Source organism: Polaromonas sp. P1_F1 (assembly GCF_056405795.1).
This window is the reverse complement of record NZ_JBFUBJ010000005.1, coordinates 1-16334: the sequence shown is the minus strand read 5'-3', so window position 1 is coordinate 16334 and position 16334 is coordinate 1. Positions and strand designations below refer to the sequence as shown.

The following is a 16334-nucleotide window of genomic DNA, read 5'->3' as shown; positions in this document are numbered from 1 at the left end:
TAAAACTGTACGTTGCGCTCGCCTTGGCGTCACGGTGGAAAGCTGTCTAAAAATGGTAATAATCGGACATGAATGGAAATATTGACGGGGCGAATGACACACTGGAGCGGATCGGCTACGCGCCGCCGGCCAGCTACGCGTTCGATATCGAGGTGGTTGCGATGCGGGAGCTGCGTGCCCGCGCTCCGGCGGAAGAGCTGCGCAGGCCGCACCGCATCGAATTCCATGAACTGATCTTCGTCAGGCGCGGCGAATGCACGCATGTGGTGGACTTCGAGCCCGTCCGCTGCTCGCCCGGCTCTGTGCTGGTTTTGCATCCGTCACAGGTCGAGCAGTTCGATGTGACAACACCCTGGGACGGCTGGCTCGTTCTATTTCGCCCTGAACAGCTTTTTGCATCGCAGGACAAGATGGGGAAGCTCGGCCTGGTTCAGGCTGTGGCTGAGTTGCCTGTGCAGCTCACTTTTGATGACGCCGAGGCCCGGTTGCTGCAGCAAACCATGGCACAGATGCACCTGGACGGGGGCTTGCAAGCCGGCCAGCCAGAGGTTCAGGCCCTGTTGCTGCACCAGCTTTGCACCGTGCTCCTGCGGCTGGTTCTGGCGCACCAGCAACAACGCAGCGATGGCACCGTCCGGCCTTCGGAGCTGGATCGTTTTCGGAGGTTTCGGCTCCTCCTGGATCAATCGTTTGCGAAGTGGCATACCTTGGCGCAATATGCCGATGCCATCGGCTGCACAACGCGAACGTTGACTCGCGTCACCCTGAATGTTGCGGGGGTTAGCGCGAAAGCGTTTGTGGCGAACAGGATTTCGCTGGAGGCCAAGCGGCTACTTGCACACACCGGGATGCCCATCGCCGGGATAGGCTACGAGCTGGGTTTCGACGACTCCAGCAACTTTACCAAGTTCTTCAAACGGGAGGTTGGATGTACCCCGGTGGAGTTTCGTGCAGGTTACCGCTAGGGAAGGTCTGCACAAGTCCACCGACCACGCTTGTCGTCGAAGCTGGCTTGCTTGGCAGGCGGATGATGCGCCAAGTGCACGCCGTTTGATCTTCGTCAAGGCCGGCGGCGGTGCCTGGAGGCATTCTGGGCGCTATTGGCAATTCGCCGATAACCTTGGAGACCGCCATTCACAAACATGCCAGCGTGCAGATCATCCTCGATGAGCACGCCTCCCTTTCCGCCATGCTGCGATCCATGCAGCTGATGGTGGCGCGCGGCCCGGGCGACCGTGCGCAGCAATTCTTCGACGTCTTTCGGGCCATGCTGTTTTATATCGACGAGTTCCCCGAGCGCCTGCATCACCCCAAGGAGTCAGACCTGCTGTTTCCGCGTGTGGTGCGCTCCGCGCCATCGGTCATGGCTACGGTGCAGCAGCTGGAGCGCGACCACATGAGCGGCGAGAAGGCTGTGCGTGAACTGCAGCACCTGTTGCTGGCCTGGGAGCTGCTGGGCGAGCAGCGAAAGCCCGAGTTCGAGGCGCAGTGCAAACGTTACGTCGAGTTTTACCTGGAGCACATGCGGCTGGAAGAAACGATCATCCTGCCCGAGGCTGAAAAAGTGCTCACCGAGGCCGACTGGAAAGAGCTGGACGCCGCCTTCCAGCAAAACCGCGACCCGCTTGCCGGCAAGCACGCGGCCGACCCGGTGTATGACCGGCTTTTCACACGCATCGTGATGGAGGCGCCGGCGCCCATCGGGCTGGGTGATGGCTGAAGCCTGCCCTGGGCCGGCACCGGGCATGTAGCCTGTCATACGTACCTGACGCGAATCCGTCTGCCCGTGAGCCTGCGGACCAGTCAGGCCGTGCGCAAGCAGCTATGAAATCAATAGCATGACTCTGCGGGCTTCTGTTTGTGTAGGGTGATGGCGGAGCCGCAAGCGGGCAGGGTCCTGCGCCGGGGCGCACATCATTCCTACAAGGCCGTCAGCAACACGCTCTGGCCGCGTGGGCACCGGCAACGCATAGTCTGGATATCTCCGCTAAAGGTTCAGGTGCCGCCTGGGCCGCACGCCATGACGCCTGAGAGCACAAGTCCGCCTTCCCGTCAGTCCTCCCGCGACGCCAGCAGCAACCAGCTCAGGGCCGTCGCGGCTTACATGAAAAACCACTCGCTGGTGTTGGCCACCGCCGAGTCCTGCACCGCAGGCCTGATCGCCGCACACCTCGCGGATGTGCCGGGTGCGGGGTCCTTGCTGGAGTCGGCTTATGTGGTGTATTCACCCCGGGCCAAACAGCGTTGCCTTGGGGTGAAAGCAGAAACCATCGAGCGCTGCAACCTCACCAGCGAAGAGGTGGCTGCCGAGATGGTGCGCGGCGCGATGCAAAAGAGCGAGGCCACCATGGCCATTGCCAACACCGGCGTGACCGACGGCACCGACCCGAAGATTCCCGCCGGCACGCAGTGCTTTGCCTGGATGTTTGCGGGGCGTGATGGACGTGGGGACGCGGTGTTCACCGAAACCCGCAGGTTCAGCGGTGACCGCAACAGCATCCGCGAGCAGGCGGCTGCCTATGCGCTCACGCAGATCCCGGCGCGCCACGCGGCGTTTCTTGAAACGGCAGCCAGGCGCGACCGCACCGGCTGACAAACCCGTCAGGCGACAAATTTCCTGTCGCGCAGCCAGTCGGCCAAACGCCCGGCAAACACCTTGTAGCCTTCCGCATTGGCGTGGATCTGGTCAGAACGCAATTCGCTGCGTGACAGCACATAAGACCAGGCATCGGCAAAAAGCGGGGTGGCTGTTTCCGCGGCGACCTCGGCATACACCTCATGGTCTTTCAGTGAGCCCATCGCGGCAGAAAGCAGCACGGGTTTGGGCTGCGCGATCAGCACCACCTGCGTGCTGGCAGCGGCGGTTTGCACAATCGACCTGATGGCAGCGCGGGTGCTGTCCAGCGGCATGTTGCGCAGAAAGTCGTTGCCGCCAATGCACACCAGCACCAGGCCTGGCTTGTTTTCCTGCAGCAGCGCCGGCAGGCGTGCCAGCGCACCGGCCGCTGTGTCGCCGTTGATGCCCGCGTTCTGCGTGATGTAGCCGGTCAGCAGTTCCAGCTGCTGCGGGTAGCTGGCGCCCGCCGGGGCGCCGTAGCCAAAGGTCAGCGAATCGCCCAGGCACAGCAGGGTGGCCTCCTTGGGCAGGGTCTTGCCTTTGGGCCCGGCTTTTCTGGAGCAAGCCGCAGCCAACAGCAGCGCAGAGCAGGCAGCGCCCAGCAGGAGTTGGCGGCGAAGGGAATGGTGATGCGAGTCCATGCGTCGTGCCGGTTTATTTCAGGTTATCGGGTGGAGCCGGGTGCGCGGCCGGCGCCTTGTCTTCCGGATGCAGCTGCTTGCGGCTCAGCGAAGGGATGATCAGCATGCGCACAGTCTAACCATGCCAAAGCGCATCTGGACACCACTGCAAGCGCGAGGTAATGCAAGGGTAATCACTGCGTAATGACGGGGTAAAGCTCCGTTTGCCTTACACGGTATTCACAAGAGCGGGCCAACAATGGTTTTACTGAAGCGCAAAGGCCTTTGAAAGCAGCGATTCAGGAGCAGCCCCCACGGCCGCTTGCCGAGACGGAGATTTATAGCCGCCACCGCAAGTTGCCCACCGGGTTGCTGGCAATCAAACGCACAAGCATTCCAAGGAGAACCCCATGAAATCGAAATTCCTCACTGTCTCGTTGTTAGCCTCAGCCCTGTTCGCCGGGCTGGGGTTTGCACCTGCCATGGCGCAGGGTACTAATACACCCGGCATTGACCAGGCGCAGCAAGCCATCAGCGCGCGTATTCAGCAGGGTCTGGCCTCCGGCCACATCACGCCGTCCGAAGCGCAGGTGCTGTACCGCCGCGACCAGGAGATCGCGGCTCGCGAGGCGCGTTTTAAATCCAACGGCGTTGCCACACCACAAGAGCGCCAGCAGCTGCGCGCTGACCTGGACGGCCTCAGCGCCGAAGTGGAACGCATGATGAACAACCGCGATGTGGCGGGCAGGCCTGGCAATGCCGGCAATACCCCCGGCATCGACAACCGTGAATTCCAGATCAGCCAACGCATTGACGAAGGCGTGCGCACGGGTCACATCACGCAACGCGAAGCCGCCAGGCTGCACCAGCGTGAACGCCGCATTGAGCGCCACGAGGCCCAATTCAAGTCCGACGGCGTGGTGACCGCGCAGGAGCGCCGCCAGCTGCGCAACGAGCTGACATCGCTGCGCGACGACGTGGAACGCATGATGAACAACCGCCGCCGCGGTTAAGCGGCTAAGTAAAGCGCTGTTCGGGGGCGCCGCCACGCGGTGCCTGGACAGCTGCCATGCGCAAGCAAGGCGCGCCGGTGCCTATTGAGGCGCCGGCGCCTTTTTTTTGCCTGCTGCATCGCGCGTGTTGCGCCGGCGTGGGCGGCGGGCGCACGCTTCAGGCGTGTCATTGACCTGCATCAATACGCGAGCAGCGGGCGGCTTATAAAGTGGCTTTTTTTTCTGCGTCGCCGCACGCATTCAGCTATGCCCATAGAGCTTTACCGTGACGACAGGCATGCCTGCCTGATGTTCACCGACCTGATCGAGGAAGACGCGCATGCCGTCCAGTCCAACCAGTTCCTGATTGTCGACAACGGCACCGGCGCCGTGATCGACCCGGGCGGCAACCTGGCGTTCAACGAATTGTTCCTGGGCATGTCGCGCCACTTCAGCCCGCAAAAACTGTCTTACATCATCGCCTCCCACGCCGACCCCGACATCATTGCCTCGCTGGACCGCTGGCTCACGTCCACTCCGGCACAGCTGGTGATCTCGCGTGTGTGGGAGCGTTTTGTGCCGCACTTCACCAAGGTCGGCAAGACCGAGCAGCGCCTGGTCGGCGTGCCCGACAGCGGCGGGCGGTTGCCGCTGGGGCAGAGCGAGCTGTGGCTGTTGCCCGCGCACTTCCTGCACTCGGAAGGCAACTTCCATTTTTATGATCCCATCAGCCGCATCCTGTTCACCGGTGATCTCGGTGTGTCGATGATGTCAGGCCGGACGGCGCAGGTGCCCGTCACCGACCTGAAGCCCCATCTGCCGTTGATGGAGGGCTTCCACAAGCGCTACATGGTGTCGAACAAGGTTCTGCGCCTGTGGGTGGCCATGGCGCGCCGGCTGGATATTTCCATGCTGGTGCCCCAGCACGGCGCGCCGCTCAAAGGCCCGGCCATCGGCCAGTTTTTTGACTGGGCGGAATCGCTGAAATGCGGCATTGACCTGTTTGACGAGCGCAACTACCAGGTGCCCACCGGGCAGATCAACGGCCGGGCGGTGGCTTGAGCCGGTGGGATCAGGCAGGAGTCTGCTACAGCCGGCTGATGGAAATCCAATACCCTCACTAGAATGGCCCGAGCTGCCATGGGGCAGTATTCAGGGATTCATCAACAATGAACAGAAATTTGAGGACATGGGTCGCCGCGGTCCTGGTCGTGCTGCTGGCGGCCATCGCCGTTCTTTGCTTCTTCAACCGCGAGAGGTGGAAGGACTACCGCGATTACTTTCGTGAGGACTACGTGGCTGTCGAGATGCAATATGACAAGCTCACGAGTGCCACCGATGAAAAAGCCGCGCGCAAGCTTTTTCCCAATGTATTTTTGCGCTGCTATGACGACTCGTCTGCACCGCGCCTGGGCGACCGCGTGTGCTATTCCACCGTGACACATGTCGATGGTTTGCCGGCCATGAGCGTGCTGCTTTTCTTTGCAAAGGGAAAACTCACGCACACCATGGTGCGTGTGCCCTGGTGGCGCCATGGTGCGTGGCGCGACAAACTGGTCAGACAGTACGGTGTAGCCCACAAATCAACCACCTTTGCGATTCTTGAAGGTCCCCTGGTGCAGTGGGATTTGCCGGGCGGTGCGTACATCAATTTCCACCGTGAACGCAGCCTGAACCCCCTGGAATGGAGCGGCATCTTCTGGTCGGCAGGCCAGGACAGGAAATAGCGGGCCTGTTTGGCGGCACTCCGCCGGCCTCGCGAACGATTTGCTACAACTGCGACGCACCCGATGCGTGAGCCGGTGCCTCTAACGGAGGTATTGGAGGTATCGTGACACGTTGTGCATGAGACTCCTCTTATCTCTGTGGATACCCCTGTGAAAGCTCCCCTTTTGATGCAACTCTGGAAATCCTGCCGACTCCCCGCCGTGCTGCTGGCAGCATGCGGCCTGTCGCCCCTGCTGACGGGCTGCGTCACCGGCGCCAAAGCATTTCCGCTGCAGGAAAAGTTTGCCTCCACCCAGACCTATTCGCGCCTCTTCGACGCCACCCCGGCACGGACCTGCGAGGCCTCGCGGCGTGCACTGCTGAGCCAGGGCTACATCATCAACATGGCCAGCGCCGAACTGGTGGAAGGGCAAAAAGCCTTCCAGCCCGAGCCCGAGGCGCACCTGCAAATGGTGGTTCGCGTGGTGTGCGCCCCCGAGACGCCCGATGGAAAAGTGAGCCTGGGTTTTGTCACGGCCCTGCAGGACAGCTACGCCATGAAAAAGACCAACAACTCCGCCAGCCTGGGTGTGGGCGCCATCGGCTCCGTCTCGCTGCCCTTCACGTCGAGCAATGAGTCCATGGTCAAGGTAGGCAGTGAAACCATCACCGCCGATGATTTTTACGACCGCTTTTTTGACCTGGTGAGGCGCTACCTGGTGGCGGACGCCGCGCTCGACTGATTGAGCGCAGTGAACGCGCCCCCGGCGCGGGTGCGCAAAATTATTGGGAAAAGTGCCAGAAGGCTAATACAGACGGGCGAAAGCAGCTATAAAAAGCATAGCACCGGCTGATGGTCTCAGCGTAAATTACCCTGCACCCAGCGCACGATGTCGGCCGCACCCATGGCGCCGGCCTGGCGCGCCACTTCACGGCCGCCCTTGAACAAGGCCAGCGTGGGAATGCTGCGGATGTTGAAGCGCGCGCCCAGGTTGGGCACCGCTTCGGTGTCTACCTTGGCCACACGCACCTGCGGCTCCAGCTGCGCTGCCGCCTGCTCGTAGGCCGGCGCCATCTGCCGGCACGGCCCGCACCACGGCGCCCAGAAGTCCACCAGCACCGGAATCTGGTTGCGGCTGATGTGTTTGTCAAATGCGGCTTCGTCCAGCGCGGCGGAATGCGCGGTAAACAGCGCCTTCTTGCAGCTGCCGCAAGTTGGCTCGCTGCCCAGCTGGTCGGCGCGTACGCGGTTGGTGGTGTGGCAGTGCGGGCAGACGATGTGGAGGGGGTCAGTCATCAGGCGCAACTGGGGGCCGTGGCCGGCATTTCAAGCGCGGCGGAGGTCGCCTGGCCGGGTGGCGGCGTTAAATCCGTGCAAACGCCGGGTAAAGCGCCGTGAACAGGCGCTTTTCCTACGCGTGCCGGCCTCTTGCGGGCGAACAATCAAGTTTCACTACAAAGAGAAGGATCCACATGAAAACCAGAACCTTGATGACCGCCCTGGCGGTAGCGTCCCTCGCTTTCAGCGGGCTGGCAATGGCCAAGGGGAAGGATGACGACCACGGCCGCGGCCATGGCCACAAAAAAGCGAAACACCACCACGCCGGCCCGCCGCCGCATTCCCAGGCCGGCGGGCGTGGTGCGGGCCCCGATCACAACTTCTACCGCGGTGGCCGCCTGCCGGCGCAATACCGCGACCGGGGCTATTGGGTAGACGACTGGCGCGGCCATCGGCTGAGCGCGCCGCCTCCCGGCTATCACTGGGTGCAAACCGGCGGCGACTATGTGCTGGTCGCCAACAACACCGGCATTATTTTCCAGATCTATCTGGGCCAGTAGCCAGTAGCCGGAGAATTCCGCGCATGAAAAAGCCGCCTGGAAAGGCGGCTTTTTCTTTTGGGGTCAATGCACTGCTTCAATACGCTACTGATTTGATAGCTGCTTGCGCCCGCCGGTAAAGGGCTACGGCCCCCTTTTATTCAGAAATGCTCAGGCAGCCTTGGCGGTGCGGCGCTGGCTAAACGCCGTCTTGCGCTTGGCGGTGCTGGCCTGGTCGCCGGCAATTTTGCTGGCGAGCTGGGCGGTCTTCTGCTCGATCTGCGCGGCGAGTTTGCTCAGTGCCAGGGCGCCCGGTGCGGTGGCCTGGGCCAGCGTGTTCAGAGTGGTCACGCCGGTTTTTTCTTCAAACAGGCTGGCATTGGCGGCAGCACGCTCCACGCCGCTCTCCAGAACCTTGACCAGCTGGCTCACCACTTGCTGTGCGCCGTTGGTCGTCAGCATCAGGCCCTTGGTGTAGTACACGCTGAAGGCCAGTTGTGCTGCCGTGGCGTTTTTGGCCGTTTCGGCTGTCAGTTCGGTGCGCGACTGTTTCAGGGCACGGTTCCAGCGCTGCTCCAGCAGGATGACTGCGCGCTCGCCGCCGGCGCGGTAGGCGTTGATCACGTGGCGGGCGGTGTTGCCGGAAGACTCGATGAGGTCGGTTGCAACGGTAGACAGGTTTTTGGCGGTCATGGTGTTTCCTTCAAAGGGGTTGAACAATGATTCATCATCAATGTTTTCCCTAGTGAGTGCGACCTACCGGGCTAGAGGGGCCGGTCCAGATTCGGTTGCCGCCTGTTTCCGCCGGGCAGGCGCTATGCTTTTAATAGCTTCTTTCGCAAGGCCCTATTGGGTTCTGGCCACTTTTTCCAATAATTATCCTGCCGCTACTCGCCACTGCTCACAGTTACTCGCTGCCTGCCCGGGCCCCCAGAAACAGCGCCGGGTCCACCATGGCGCGGTTCAGCATCACGCCCCAGTGCAGGTGCGGCCCGGTGACGCGGCCTGTGGCACCCACGGCGCCCAGGCGCTCGCCCGTCTTCAGTGTGTCGCCAACGGCCACGCCAATCGCACTCAGGTGGCACATCATGCTCAGCAGGCCGCCGCCGTGGTCCAGCCACACCGTGTTGCCGTTGAAGAAATAGTCGCCCGTGTCAATGACACGGCCGGGCAGCGGCGCCACCACCGGCGTGCCTGTGGCGGCGGCGATGTCCATGCCGCTGTGCGGGTTGCGCAACTGCCCGTTGAAGACGCGCCGCAGCCCGAACGAGCTGGAGCGGCGCCCCGGCACCGGCACCTGCATGCGCAGCGGCGTTTGCGGCAAAGGCTCGCTGAAGGTGGCCATCACCACCTCCTGGTGCGCGCGCTCGCGCTCGTAGCGCGCCTGGTCTTCAGGTGACAAATCTACCGTGCCGGGCGCTACTTTGAGGCGCTGCTCAAGGTAATGCTTGGGCGCCACGGTGTAGGCAAGCTGCTGCTGGCTGCCGTCAGGAGCCAGCACCGAGATGCTCGCCTCGCCGGGCTCTGCAGACAGCGCAATGCCTACCAGCGCCGTCCATCCCGCAGGGTCACCCAGCACCAGCAAGGGCACGCCACCGGCCTGCGCCGCGGGCCGCACCGCCGCCGGGCCCAGCGGCAGCCGGGCAATGCCGCCGGGAACCTGCGACGCGGTGGGCCAGACGCCCGTGGTTGCGGGTGCGGCGGCAAGGCATGAAGCAGGCAAGGCCAGCAAACCCGCGCCCGCCAGCAGCACTGAGCGGCGGGTAGGCGGGGAGGGCTGCAGGGATGGCAAGAAAGGCAGGAAAGTGGAGCGTGAGGAGCTGACAGGCATGGAGTCGATTATTGCGGCGCCGCGGCGCTTACTGCGTGAGCGTAATTTTTCCTTTGCTCACGTAGTCGTCAAACTGGATGCGCGGAATCGCCGTGACGGCGGCAACACCGTCGCCGGCGTCCCAGCTGAGCGTGGCGCTGTCCGGCTCCAGCGCAACTTCCACGCGCACGCGCGGGATCTCGATGGGCGTACCGTCACCCGGTGTGTAAGTCACGTCACCGGTAATCATGGCGAACTGGGGCATGGCTATCTCCTGGAAGGGGTCGTTATGCGCCTCCAACGGCGGCGCTTGAAACCCATTTGGCACGCATCGCAAGCGTTTGTCTGTCAGAGAAAGGCGGCATTGTTGAATGGCGGCGTTCATGAACTGCCTTCCATGATGGCAACGGGTTGTCACGCTCAGGTCACGCTCAGGTCACGCTCATGTTGAAGGGGCCGAATCCCGGGGCTTTCACTTTCTGGATGCAAGGCAGGTTGACAAACCAATAACCATCGGGTTATGCTTTCGGCATGCAACCAGTTTCCAACGAGGTAGCCAACGAAGTTTTCAAAGCCCTGGCCGACCCGACACGCCGGGCGATTTTTGAGCGCCTGGCCCAGGACGGGGCGCAAACCGTGCGTGCGCTGACGGACCGCGCGGGCGTGTCGCAGCCGGCGGTGTCCAAGCACCTGCGCATCCTGAAGCAGGCAAGGCTGGTGGACGACAGGCGTGAGGGACGCGAAACGCATTACAGCGCCCAGCCACTGGCGCTCTCCGTCCTGCGCGACTGGGTGAGTTTTTATGGCGCCTTCTGGAACGACCGCATCGATCATCTCGAATCACTTTTGAAAAGGATGGACCAATGAGCAACACCGCAACCCTTAACACCACCACTGCCTCCACTGAAACACGCGCCGTCGTCGTCGAGCGCGAGATCCCTTACCCGCCCGAAAAAATCTGGCGCGCCCTCACGCAGCCGCACCTGATCGAAGAGTGGCTCATGAAGAACGACTTCAAGCCCGTCATGGACCAGCGTTTCAGCCTGCGCGCAGACTGGGGCGCTGTCGAATGCCAGGTTCTGGCCATCGAGCCCGACAAAACGCTGTCTTACACCTGGGCCGCCTATGGCCTTGAAAGCGTCGTCACCTGGACGCTTACCCCCACAGGCACGGGTACACACCTGCGCATGGAGCAGTCGGGCTTCCGGCTGGACCAGGAGCAGGCCTACCAGGGCGCCAAGCACGGCTGGCCGCAGTTCTTTGCCAAGCTCGAACAGGTTCTGGCGCGGGCAGGTTGACTGCCCGGGTCTTCGACACAAGGCATTGAGATGAATGCAATGGCCAAGAAGAAGCCCGATGCGAGCAGGGTGGCGGCAAAGGCAGGCAAGCCGGCCCTGCTCTCAGGCGGCAACCCGCAGATTCCCAAGGGCGAGGGCGATGCACCCGTGCAGGCTTACATCGCGGCCATGCCGGGGTGGAAGCGCGACATCGGCCAACGCCTTGACGCGCTCATCGTGCGCACTGTTCCTGGTGTGCACAAGGCCGTCAAATGGAATTCACCCTTCTACGGTGTGGAGGACCAAGGCTGGTTCCTCAGCGTTCATTGCTTCACGAAGTACGTCAAGGTGGCATTTTTTCGCGGTACGTCGTTGCGCCCCGTTCCTCCTGGCGAGTCGAAAAGCAAAGACACACGCTACCTCGACATCCATGAAGACGACCCCTTCGACGAAGCGCAGTTAGCTGACTGGGTGAAACAGGCCAGCCAGTTGCCCGGCGAAAAGATGTGAACGAACACCAGGCATGAAGAATGGAGCAACAACATGAACAAAACCAAAAGTGCGCCGGCTGAAGCAAAAGAATCGGGCTCGGCTTCTGAGTTGATAGACGCAAAGATCAAAGGCCTCGATGACTGGCGCGGCGAGACGCTCGCCCGCGTGCGGGCCATCGTCACGCAGGCAGTTCCCCATGTGGTCGAAGAATGGAAGTGGAGCGTACCCGTGTGGTCTAAAGACGGCATCCTCTGCACCGGCGAGACCTACAAGAAAGCCGTGAAGCTGACCTTCCCCAAGGGCGCAAAGCTCGAAGACCCTTCAGGCCTCTTCAACTCCAGCCTCGAAGGCAACACCCGCCGCGCCATTGATTTTCATGAGGGCGACAAGGTCGATGAGAAAGCGCTGAAGGCATTGATACGCGATGCCGCGGCACTGAACAAGCCATCGGCCAAATAGACGGGCTCCGGCGCCACTTTCGCGCGTCCCTGGGGAATCCCGATCGGCGAAACCACCGTGAGCCGTGCGACGCTCTCACGCGCTGGGTAAGCATTTAGCGTGCAGTTTCCCCATCTGGTTGCAATTTATCGCAGGCGATAAAAATGGTTTCAAATTAATGCAACCATTTTATTGCGCTTTTGAATTGGCTTGCGCATAATAAATGCAACCAGGAGATTGCATATATGACTTCATCAACCACATCGTCTTCATCTACAGACCGCATCGAACGCAGCACCTTGATCAACGCCCCCGTGTCACGGGTCTGGCGCGCGCTGGTGAACGCCGAAGAATTTGGCGGCTGGTTCGGCGTGGCGCTCAAGGGCAAAAACTTTATCGCCGGCCAGCAGGTGCAAGGCAACATCACCATTCCGGGCTACGAGCACGTGGTGTTTGACGTGCTCATTGAGCGCATTGAGCCCGAAAAGCTGTTCTCTTACCGCTGGCACCCCTACGCGGTAGACCCGGCCATCGACTATTCAAAAGAGCCCACCACGCTGGTCGAGTTCACGCTCAAAGACACCGGCAAGGGCACCCTGCTCAGCGTGGTGGAATCAGGCTTTGACAAGATTCCCGTAGCCCGGCGCGCAGAGGCCATCCGCATGAACACCGGCGGCTGGGAAGGCCAGATGGACAATATCCAGAAATATGTCACCTCGCACTAAAACCTCTGAAGTCTTGACCCCCCAGCCCGGCCCCGCAGGCGTCTTCGCCGCCCTGGGCGACGAAACCCGCCTGCGACTGGTGGCCGTGCTCTGCGTGGGCGGCGCCGTGTCAATTGCCCAGCTCACTACCACCACCGACATTACCCGCCAGGCCGTTACCAAGCACCTGCATGTGCTGGCCGACGCGGGGCTGGTGCATCACGTCAAAGTGGGGCGAGAGCGCCTGTGGCAGTTTGACCCACAGCAGCTCGACGAAGCCCGCCGCTCACTCGATTTGATCGCCCAGCAGTGGGACCAAGCCCTGGGCCGGCTGAAGGCCTCGCTCGAGGCAGAGGCATAGCCGCTTTGCAGAAGGAATGACGATGCCCCAGCACAAGATTTTCACAATGGCTTTTGCCAAGGTCTACCCGATGCTGGTTCAAAAAGCTGAGCGCAAAGGCCGCACCAAGGAAGAAGTCGACCAGATCATCTGCTGGCTAACCGGCTACGACCAAAAGGGGCTGGACAAACAAATCAAGCTGCAGAATGATTTCGAAACTTTCTTCGCCCAGGCCCCAGCCATGCATCCGAACGTGTCGCTGATCAAAGGCGTCGTATGCGGTGTTCGCGTAGAAGAGGTCGAAGACCCGCTGATGCAAAAAATACGCTGGCTGGACAAGCTGATTGACGAGCTTGCCAAAGGAAAGGCGATGGAGAAGATCCTGCGGTAGTAACTTCTGCGGCGTGTTGTCCCATTCCACCTTCTATTCCACTTGCTCTTGCGCCTCACGCCAGCTGCCCTGCGCCAGGCCCTGCAGCGCATAAGGGCCGATGGAAGCGCGAATCAGGCGCAAAGTCGGAAAGCCCACTGCGGCCGTCATGCGCCGCACCTGGCGGTTGCGCCCCTCGCGAATGCCCAGTTCCAGCCACGCCGTCGGAATCGCCTTGCGCACGCGCACAGGCGGCTCGCGCTCCCACAGGCCCGGTGGTGTGTCGATCAGCCGAGCGTTGGCGGGGCGCGTCATGCCGTCGTTGAGCTGCACGCCCTGGCGCAGTGCGGCCAGCGTGGCCTCGTCGGGAACGCCTTCGACCTGCACCCAGTAAATCTTTTCCATCTTGAAGCGCGGGTCACTGATGCGCGCCTGCAGCGCGCCATCGCTCGTCAGCAGCAGCAGGCCCTCGCTGTCCGCATCCAGCCGGCCGGCCACATACACCTCCGGCACGGCAATAAAGTCCTTCAGCCCGCGCCAGCGGCCTTCCGGCGTGAACTGGCTCAGCACGCCATAGGGCTTGTTGAAGCAAATCAGGCGTGGCGGCATGCCGATAGCGGTGGGCGGAATGAAGCTGGGGCTGGGCATGGGTGTCATTGGACCATGCCCCGGTAGCGGCACTGCGATAGCATCGCCGCATGAGTACCCAATACGAGAGCATCAAAACCGCCACGCTTTATACCGATGCCTTCGGGGTAGCCGCCCCCGCTTCGCCCGTGGAACGCAATGTGTGGCCGCGCAAGCCGGGTGTTTTTATCCGCGCGATAAAAGTCGATGAAGCCGAAGAAGCCGAAGAGGTTCAAGAGGCCAAAGACGCTGAACAGCCCGCGCGCGCGCTGCTTTCGCACGAGCTGGTGGCCGGGCAGTTTGGCCTGGTGCCGCGCTGGGTCAAGTCGGCGTCAGACGCCAAGCTGCGTTCGACCAAGCTGATCAATGCCCGCTCGGAAACCGTCACCACGTCCAGCAACTTCCGCGATGCCTGGCTGGCCGGGCAGCGCTGTATCGTGCCGATGATGGCCTTCATGGAAGACGATTGGCGCAGCGGCAAGGCCGTGCCCACGCGCATTGCCCGGGTAGATGGCCAACCCCTGGGTGTGGCGGGCCTGTGGGAGAGCTGGACAGGCGCGGATGGCGAAGTCATCGTCAGCTATACCCTGCTCACAGTGAATGCCAACAGCCACGCCCTGATGAGCCGATACCAGCAGCCCGGCAACGAAAAACGGATGCTGGCGATTCTGAACGAGGGCGCCTACGATGCCTGGCTCAGCGCCCGCACGGAAAAGGCCAGGGAGTTCATGCGGGCCTATCCGGCCAATTGGTTGACCGCCAACCCGGTTGAGAAAAGCCGCTGATCGCCACGCTAACCGGGTTAGAACGAAAATCTATTAGAAATGATGCTGTAGCCCTTGATGGGAAAGCGCGAGCAGCTATAAAAATAATAGCGAATTCAGTTTTCCGCCGACGAGTGCGTAGTTAATGTTTTGCTGACTGCTGTGATTTGGCCCAAACCAGCAGCAGGTTGTTGGCCGGCATAGCGTGCCGGGCTTGCAACAGTAGGCCGGCGCGCGCGGCTTCCTGCTCTACATCTTCCCTGTGTCTGATGCCCCAAGTGGGGTCTTGCGCGCGCAGGCTCTGGTCAAAGCTGAGGTTGCCTTCAGAGCTGGGTACACCGTCTTCCAGATAAGGCCCGTAGGTCACCAGCACACCACCCGGCGCCAGATGGCGTGCAGCGCCCTGCATCAACGCAGCGCAAGTCGCCCAGGGTGAGATGTGCAGCATGTTGGCGCAGTAGATCAGGTCGAATTGTTCGGCGCTCGGCAACCACTCGGATGCCATCACGTCGAGCACAAGGGGAGGGCGCACATTGCGCAAGCCCTGTTCGGTGATTCGCGCAGAGATGGAGTCCATCGAGGCAGGCATCGCATCGGTAGGCTGCCATGTCCATTGCGTTAGGGCTGCGGCGAACCAGGCTACGTGTTGGCCAGTGCCTGAAGCGATTTCTAGTGCGTTGCCGTGTGTGGGCAAGATTTCGCGCAGGACATCGAGGATGGGCTGCTTGTTGCGATCTGCGGCTGGGCTAAATTTGAGCAGAGGCATAGCATTGGAGTTCTGAAGTGCAACTCTATTAGGAGGTCGAGAATAGTCGGACGTCGTGGCCTAGGGCTCTGAGAGCCTTATTTGTGCGATTGTTTCTTGGTGGGAATTGATCGGGACGTGCCCAACCTAGTGCTTCGCCTAGTGTGCTGGGGCCAAAATGATCGAATCTCCAAAGTGGATCGGTAGTTACTGTCCATAGCCTCTCCGCAACGTCTTCTTGAGATGTACCCAAAACCAAGAATTGCAGAAGTTGCAAGATGGTGTGTTGTGAATCGTCTCGTGGCTGACTCCACAACCAAGCGGCCACCCGGTTAACTCGCTGGTCTATAACCTCCGTGTGCCCTTTAGGCAATCCGAGCTTAGCGTTCTTGATCTGGCGAGCGTGTGCTTTAAATGCGTGAACATTTTGAAAGGTAACCTGGAAATCATTGAGAGTCCATTGGTCGAGTTCTTTGAACTGTTGCTCCATAGATGGCGCAACAGTGCTGATAAATATATCTTCCCCGTAGGGTGCCTCCTTCAATGAGGCCCACCATCTGGCTGCGTTGAGCAAAGCCTCGGTGGGGTTCTCTCGATTTTTTATATACGACTGATTTACCAGTTCCACGCTTCTCCGACTTTCTTCTTCATCGCGCTCGTCTCTTACTTTCACATAATAGTAAGCGTGAAGAAATTGGTCGAAATGCACGGTGGGATTCGCGGATGAGGAAACCCACTTCGGCCGAAGTGTTGAATTGCACCGAAGTCTGACCCGAGTTTTCCATCGAATTTTGACCCACACTCTTTGTGAGCAGAAGGTGCTCACGATGTGGATAAGTTCTTGGTTTTCTCCTTTTTGGGCTGAGTCTGTGTGGATCTGCCTCAAAGTGCGCCGCTGTTTCCGCGATTTTGTTGCCTCGATTCCCAGCCAGGTGGCCAGCTTCTCAGCGTAGGGATCGAGCTTAGTTGAGCTGACCCGCCTTGGGTACTTGGGCTCCTTGGGTACTTGGGCT

At 61.1% G+C, this 16334-nt stretch carries 23 protein-coding genes and 1 pseudogene; 16 read left to right on the top strand and 8 right to left on the bottom strand.

Features of this window, described 5'->3' with window-relative positions:
- Positions 1-68: 68 nt before the first annotated feature.
- The 3 genes from AC1DZE_RS14485 (at position 69) to AC1DZE_RS14475 (ending at position 2593) form a co-directional block, all read left to right on the top strand.
- Positions 69-965 carry a helix-turn-helix domain-containing protein gene (locus AC1DZE_RS14485; protein WP_477672853.1) on the top strand — a complete coding sequence of 299 codons (897 nt, stop codon included), beginning with the start codon at positions 69-71 and terminating at the stop codon, positions 963-965.
- Between the two features lie 155 nt (positions 966-1120).
- Positions 1121-1720 carry a hemerythrin domain-containing protein gene (locus tag AC1DZE_RS14480; RefSeq protein ID WP_477700224.1) on the top strand — a complete coding sequence of 200 codons (600 nt, stop codon included), beginning with the start codon at positions 1121-1123 and terminating at the stop codon, positions 1718-1720.
- A 300-nt stretch (positions 1721-2020) separates the two neighbouring features.
- Entirely contained in the window at positions 2021-2593 is a 573-nt protein-coding gene (locus AC1DZE_RS14475; RefSeq protein WP_477671516.1) for a CinA family protein, read from the top strand.
- 8 nt (positions 2594-2601) lie between these two features.
- On the opposite strand, the gene AC1DZE_RS14470 is transcribed toward AC1DZE_RS14475, so the two are convergent.
- The gene (locus AC1DZE_RS14470) at positions 2602-3258 is read right to left on the bottom strand and encodes a GDSL-type esterase/lipase family protein (RefSeq protein ID WP_477673934.1); all 657 of its coding nucleotides are present in this window, start codon (positions 3256-3258) and stop codon (positions 2602-2604) included.
- A 389-nt stretch (positions 3259-3647) separates the two neighbouring features.
- Between AC1DZE_RS14470 and AC1DZE_RS14465 the strand changes: the two genes are divergently transcribed.
- The 4 genes from AC1DZE_RS14465 (at position 3648) to AC1DZE_RS14450 (ending at position 6679) form a co-directional block, all read left to right on the top strand.
- Positions 3648-4250 carry a hypothetical protein gene (locus AC1DZE_RS14465; protein WP_477671518.1) on the top strand — a complete coding sequence of 201 codons (603 nt, stop codon included), beginning with the start codon at positions 3648-3650 and terminating at the stop codon, positions 4248-4250.
- A gap of 246 nt (positions 4251-4496) precedes the next feature.
- Entirely contained in the window at positions 4497-5291 is a 795-nt protein-coding gene (locus AC1DZE_RS14460; protein WP_477687817.1) for an oxygen-binding di-iron domain-containing protein, read from the top strand.
- Between the two features lie 107 nt (positions 5292-5398).
- Positions 5399-5956 (top strand): hypothetical protein, encoded by a 558-nt coding sequence (locus AC1DZE_RS14455; RefSeq protein WP_477674659.1) that lies wholly within the window; start codon positions 5399-5401, stop codon positions 5954-5956.
- Positions 5957-6124: 168 nt separating this feature from the next.
- A complete protein-coding gene (locus tag AC1DZE_RS14450; protein WP_477687814.1) occupies positions 6125-6679 on the top strand; it encodes a DUF2242 domain-containing protein in 555 nt (184 codons plus the stop codon).
- 116 nt (positions 6680-6795) lie between these two features.
- Here AC1DZE_RS14450 and trxC read toward each other — a convergent pair whose 3' ends face one another.
- Complete coding sequence (gene trxC / locus AC1DZE_RS14445; RefSeq protein WP_477673750.1) at positions 6796-7233, bottom strand: thioredoxin TrxC; 438 nt, start codon at positions 7231-7233, stop codon at positions 6796-6798.
- 176 nt (positions 7234-7409) lie between these two features.
- On the opposite strand from trxC, the gene AC1DZE_RS14440 reads away from it, so the two are divergent.
- Positions 7410-7775, top strand: coding sequence for an RcnB family protein (locus AC1DZE_RS14440; protein ID WP_477648905.1), 366 nt, complete (start codon positions 7410-7412; stop codon positions 7773-7775).
- A gap of 150 nt (positions 7776-7925) precedes the next feature.
- On the opposite strand, the gene AC1DZE_RS14435 is transcribed toward AC1DZE_RS14440, so the two are convergent.
- From AC1DZE_RS14435 to AC1DZE_RS14425, 3 genes are all read right to left on the bottom strand, one after another.
- Entirely contained in the window at positions 7926-8447 is a 522-nt protein-coding gene (locus AC1DZE_RS14435; protein ID WP_457279150.1) for a hypothetical protein, read from the bottom strand.
- Positions 8448-8661: 214 nt separating this feature from the next.
- A complete protein-coding gene (locus AC1DZE_RS14430; protein ID WP_477700223.1) occupies positions 8662-9585 on the bottom strand; it encodes a peptidoglycan DD-metalloendopeptidase family protein in 924 nt (307 codons plus the stop codon).
- A gap of 28 nt (positions 9586-9613) precedes the next feature.
- Positions 9614-9829, bottom strand: a complete 216-nt coding sequence (locus AC1DZE_RS14425) for a hypothetical protein (RefSeq protein WP_457279148.1) — start codon at positions 9827-9829, stop codon at positions 9614-9616.
- 266 nt (positions 9830-10095) lie between these two features.
- Here AC1DZE_RS14425 and AC1DZE_RS14420 point away from each other — a divergent pair, with 266 nt between their 5' ends.
- The 7 genes from AC1DZE_RS14420 to AC1DZE_RS14390 all read left to right on the top strand — a co-directional run bounded on the left by AC1DZE_RS14420 (position 10096) and on the right by AC1DZE_RS14390 (position 13206).
- Positions 10096-10431 carry an ArsR/SmtB family transcription factor gene (locus AC1DZE_RS14420; RefSeq protein ID WP_477700222.1) on the top strand — a complete coding sequence of 112 codons (336 nt, stop codon included), beginning with the start codon at positions 10096-10098 and terminating at the stop codon, positions 10429-10431.
- Positions 10428-10862 carry an SRPBCC family protein gene (locus AC1DZE_RS14415; protein ID WP_477674792.1) on the top strand — a complete coding sequence of 145 codons (435 nt, stop codon included), beginning with the start codon at positions 10428-10430 and terminating at the stop codon, positions 10860-10862. Before AC1DZE_RS14420 ends, AC1DZE_RS14415 begins: the two co-directional genes overlap by 4 nt.
- 39 nt (positions 10863-10901) lie before the next feature.
- On the top strand, positions 10902-11351 hold the full coding sequence (locus tag AC1DZE_RS14410; RefSeq protein ID WP_477700294.1) for a DUF1801 domain-containing protein: 450 nt from the start codon (positions 10902-10904) through the stop codon (positions 11349-11351).
- Positions 11352-11384: 33 nt separating this feature from the next.
- Positions 11385-11792 (top strand): DUF1801 domain-containing protein, encoded by a 408-nt coding sequence (locus tag AC1DZE_RS14405; protein WP_477700221.1) that lies wholly within the window; start codon positions 11385-11387, stop codon positions 11790-11792.
- 224 nt (positions 11793-12016) lie between these two features.
- Positions 12017-12496: an SRPBCC family protein gene (locus tag AC1DZE_RS14400; protein WP_477673589.1), complete on the top strand. Its 480-nt coding sequence runs from the start codon at positions 12017-12019 to the stop codon at positions 12494-12496.
- Between the two features lie 13 nt (positions 12497-12509).
- Positions 12510-12836 (top strand): ArsR/SmtB family transcription factor, encoded by a 327-nt coding sequence (locus tag AC1DZE_RS14395; RefSeq protein ID WP_477673590.1) that lies wholly within the window; start codon positions 12510-12512, stop codon positions 12834-12836.
- Positions 12837-12882: 46 nt separating this feature from the next.
- Entirely contained in the window at positions 12883-13206 is a 324-nt protein-coding gene (locus tag AC1DZE_RS14390) for a DUF2200 domain-containing protein (protein WP_477700220.1), read from the top strand.
- Positions 13207-13239: 33 nt separating this feature from the next.
- Here the strand turns inward: AC1DZE_RS14390 and AC1DZE_RS14385 are convergent, their stop codons facing one another.
- Positions 13240-13833 carry a pseudouridine synthase gene (locus AC1DZE_RS14385; protein WP_477673592.1) on the bottom strand — a complete coding sequence of 198 codons (594 nt, stop codon included), beginning with the start codon at positions 13831-13833 and terminating at the stop codon, positions 13240-13242.
- Positions 13834-13883: 50 nt separating this feature from the next.
- Between AC1DZE_RS14385 and AC1DZE_RS14380 the strand changes: the two genes are divergently transcribed.
- Entirely contained in the window at positions 13884-14597 is a 714-nt protein-coding gene (locus AC1DZE_RS14380; RefSeq protein ID WP_477673593.1) for an SOS response-associated peptidase, read from the top strand.
- 121 nt (positions 14598-14718) lie between these two features.
- Here the strand turns inward: AC1DZE_RS14380 and AC1DZE_RS14375 are convergent, their stop codons facing one another.
- The gene (locus tag AC1DZE_RS14375) at positions 14719-15342 is read right to left on the bottom strand and encodes a DUF938 domain-containing protein (protein WP_477673594.1); all 624 of its coding nucleotides are present in this window, start codon (positions 15340-15342) and stop codon (positions 14719-14721) included.
- A gap of 28 nt (positions 15343-15370) precedes the next feature.
- Positions 15371-16334, bottom strand: a pseudogene (locus AC1DZE_RS14370) (hypothetical protein); the annotation flags it as partial.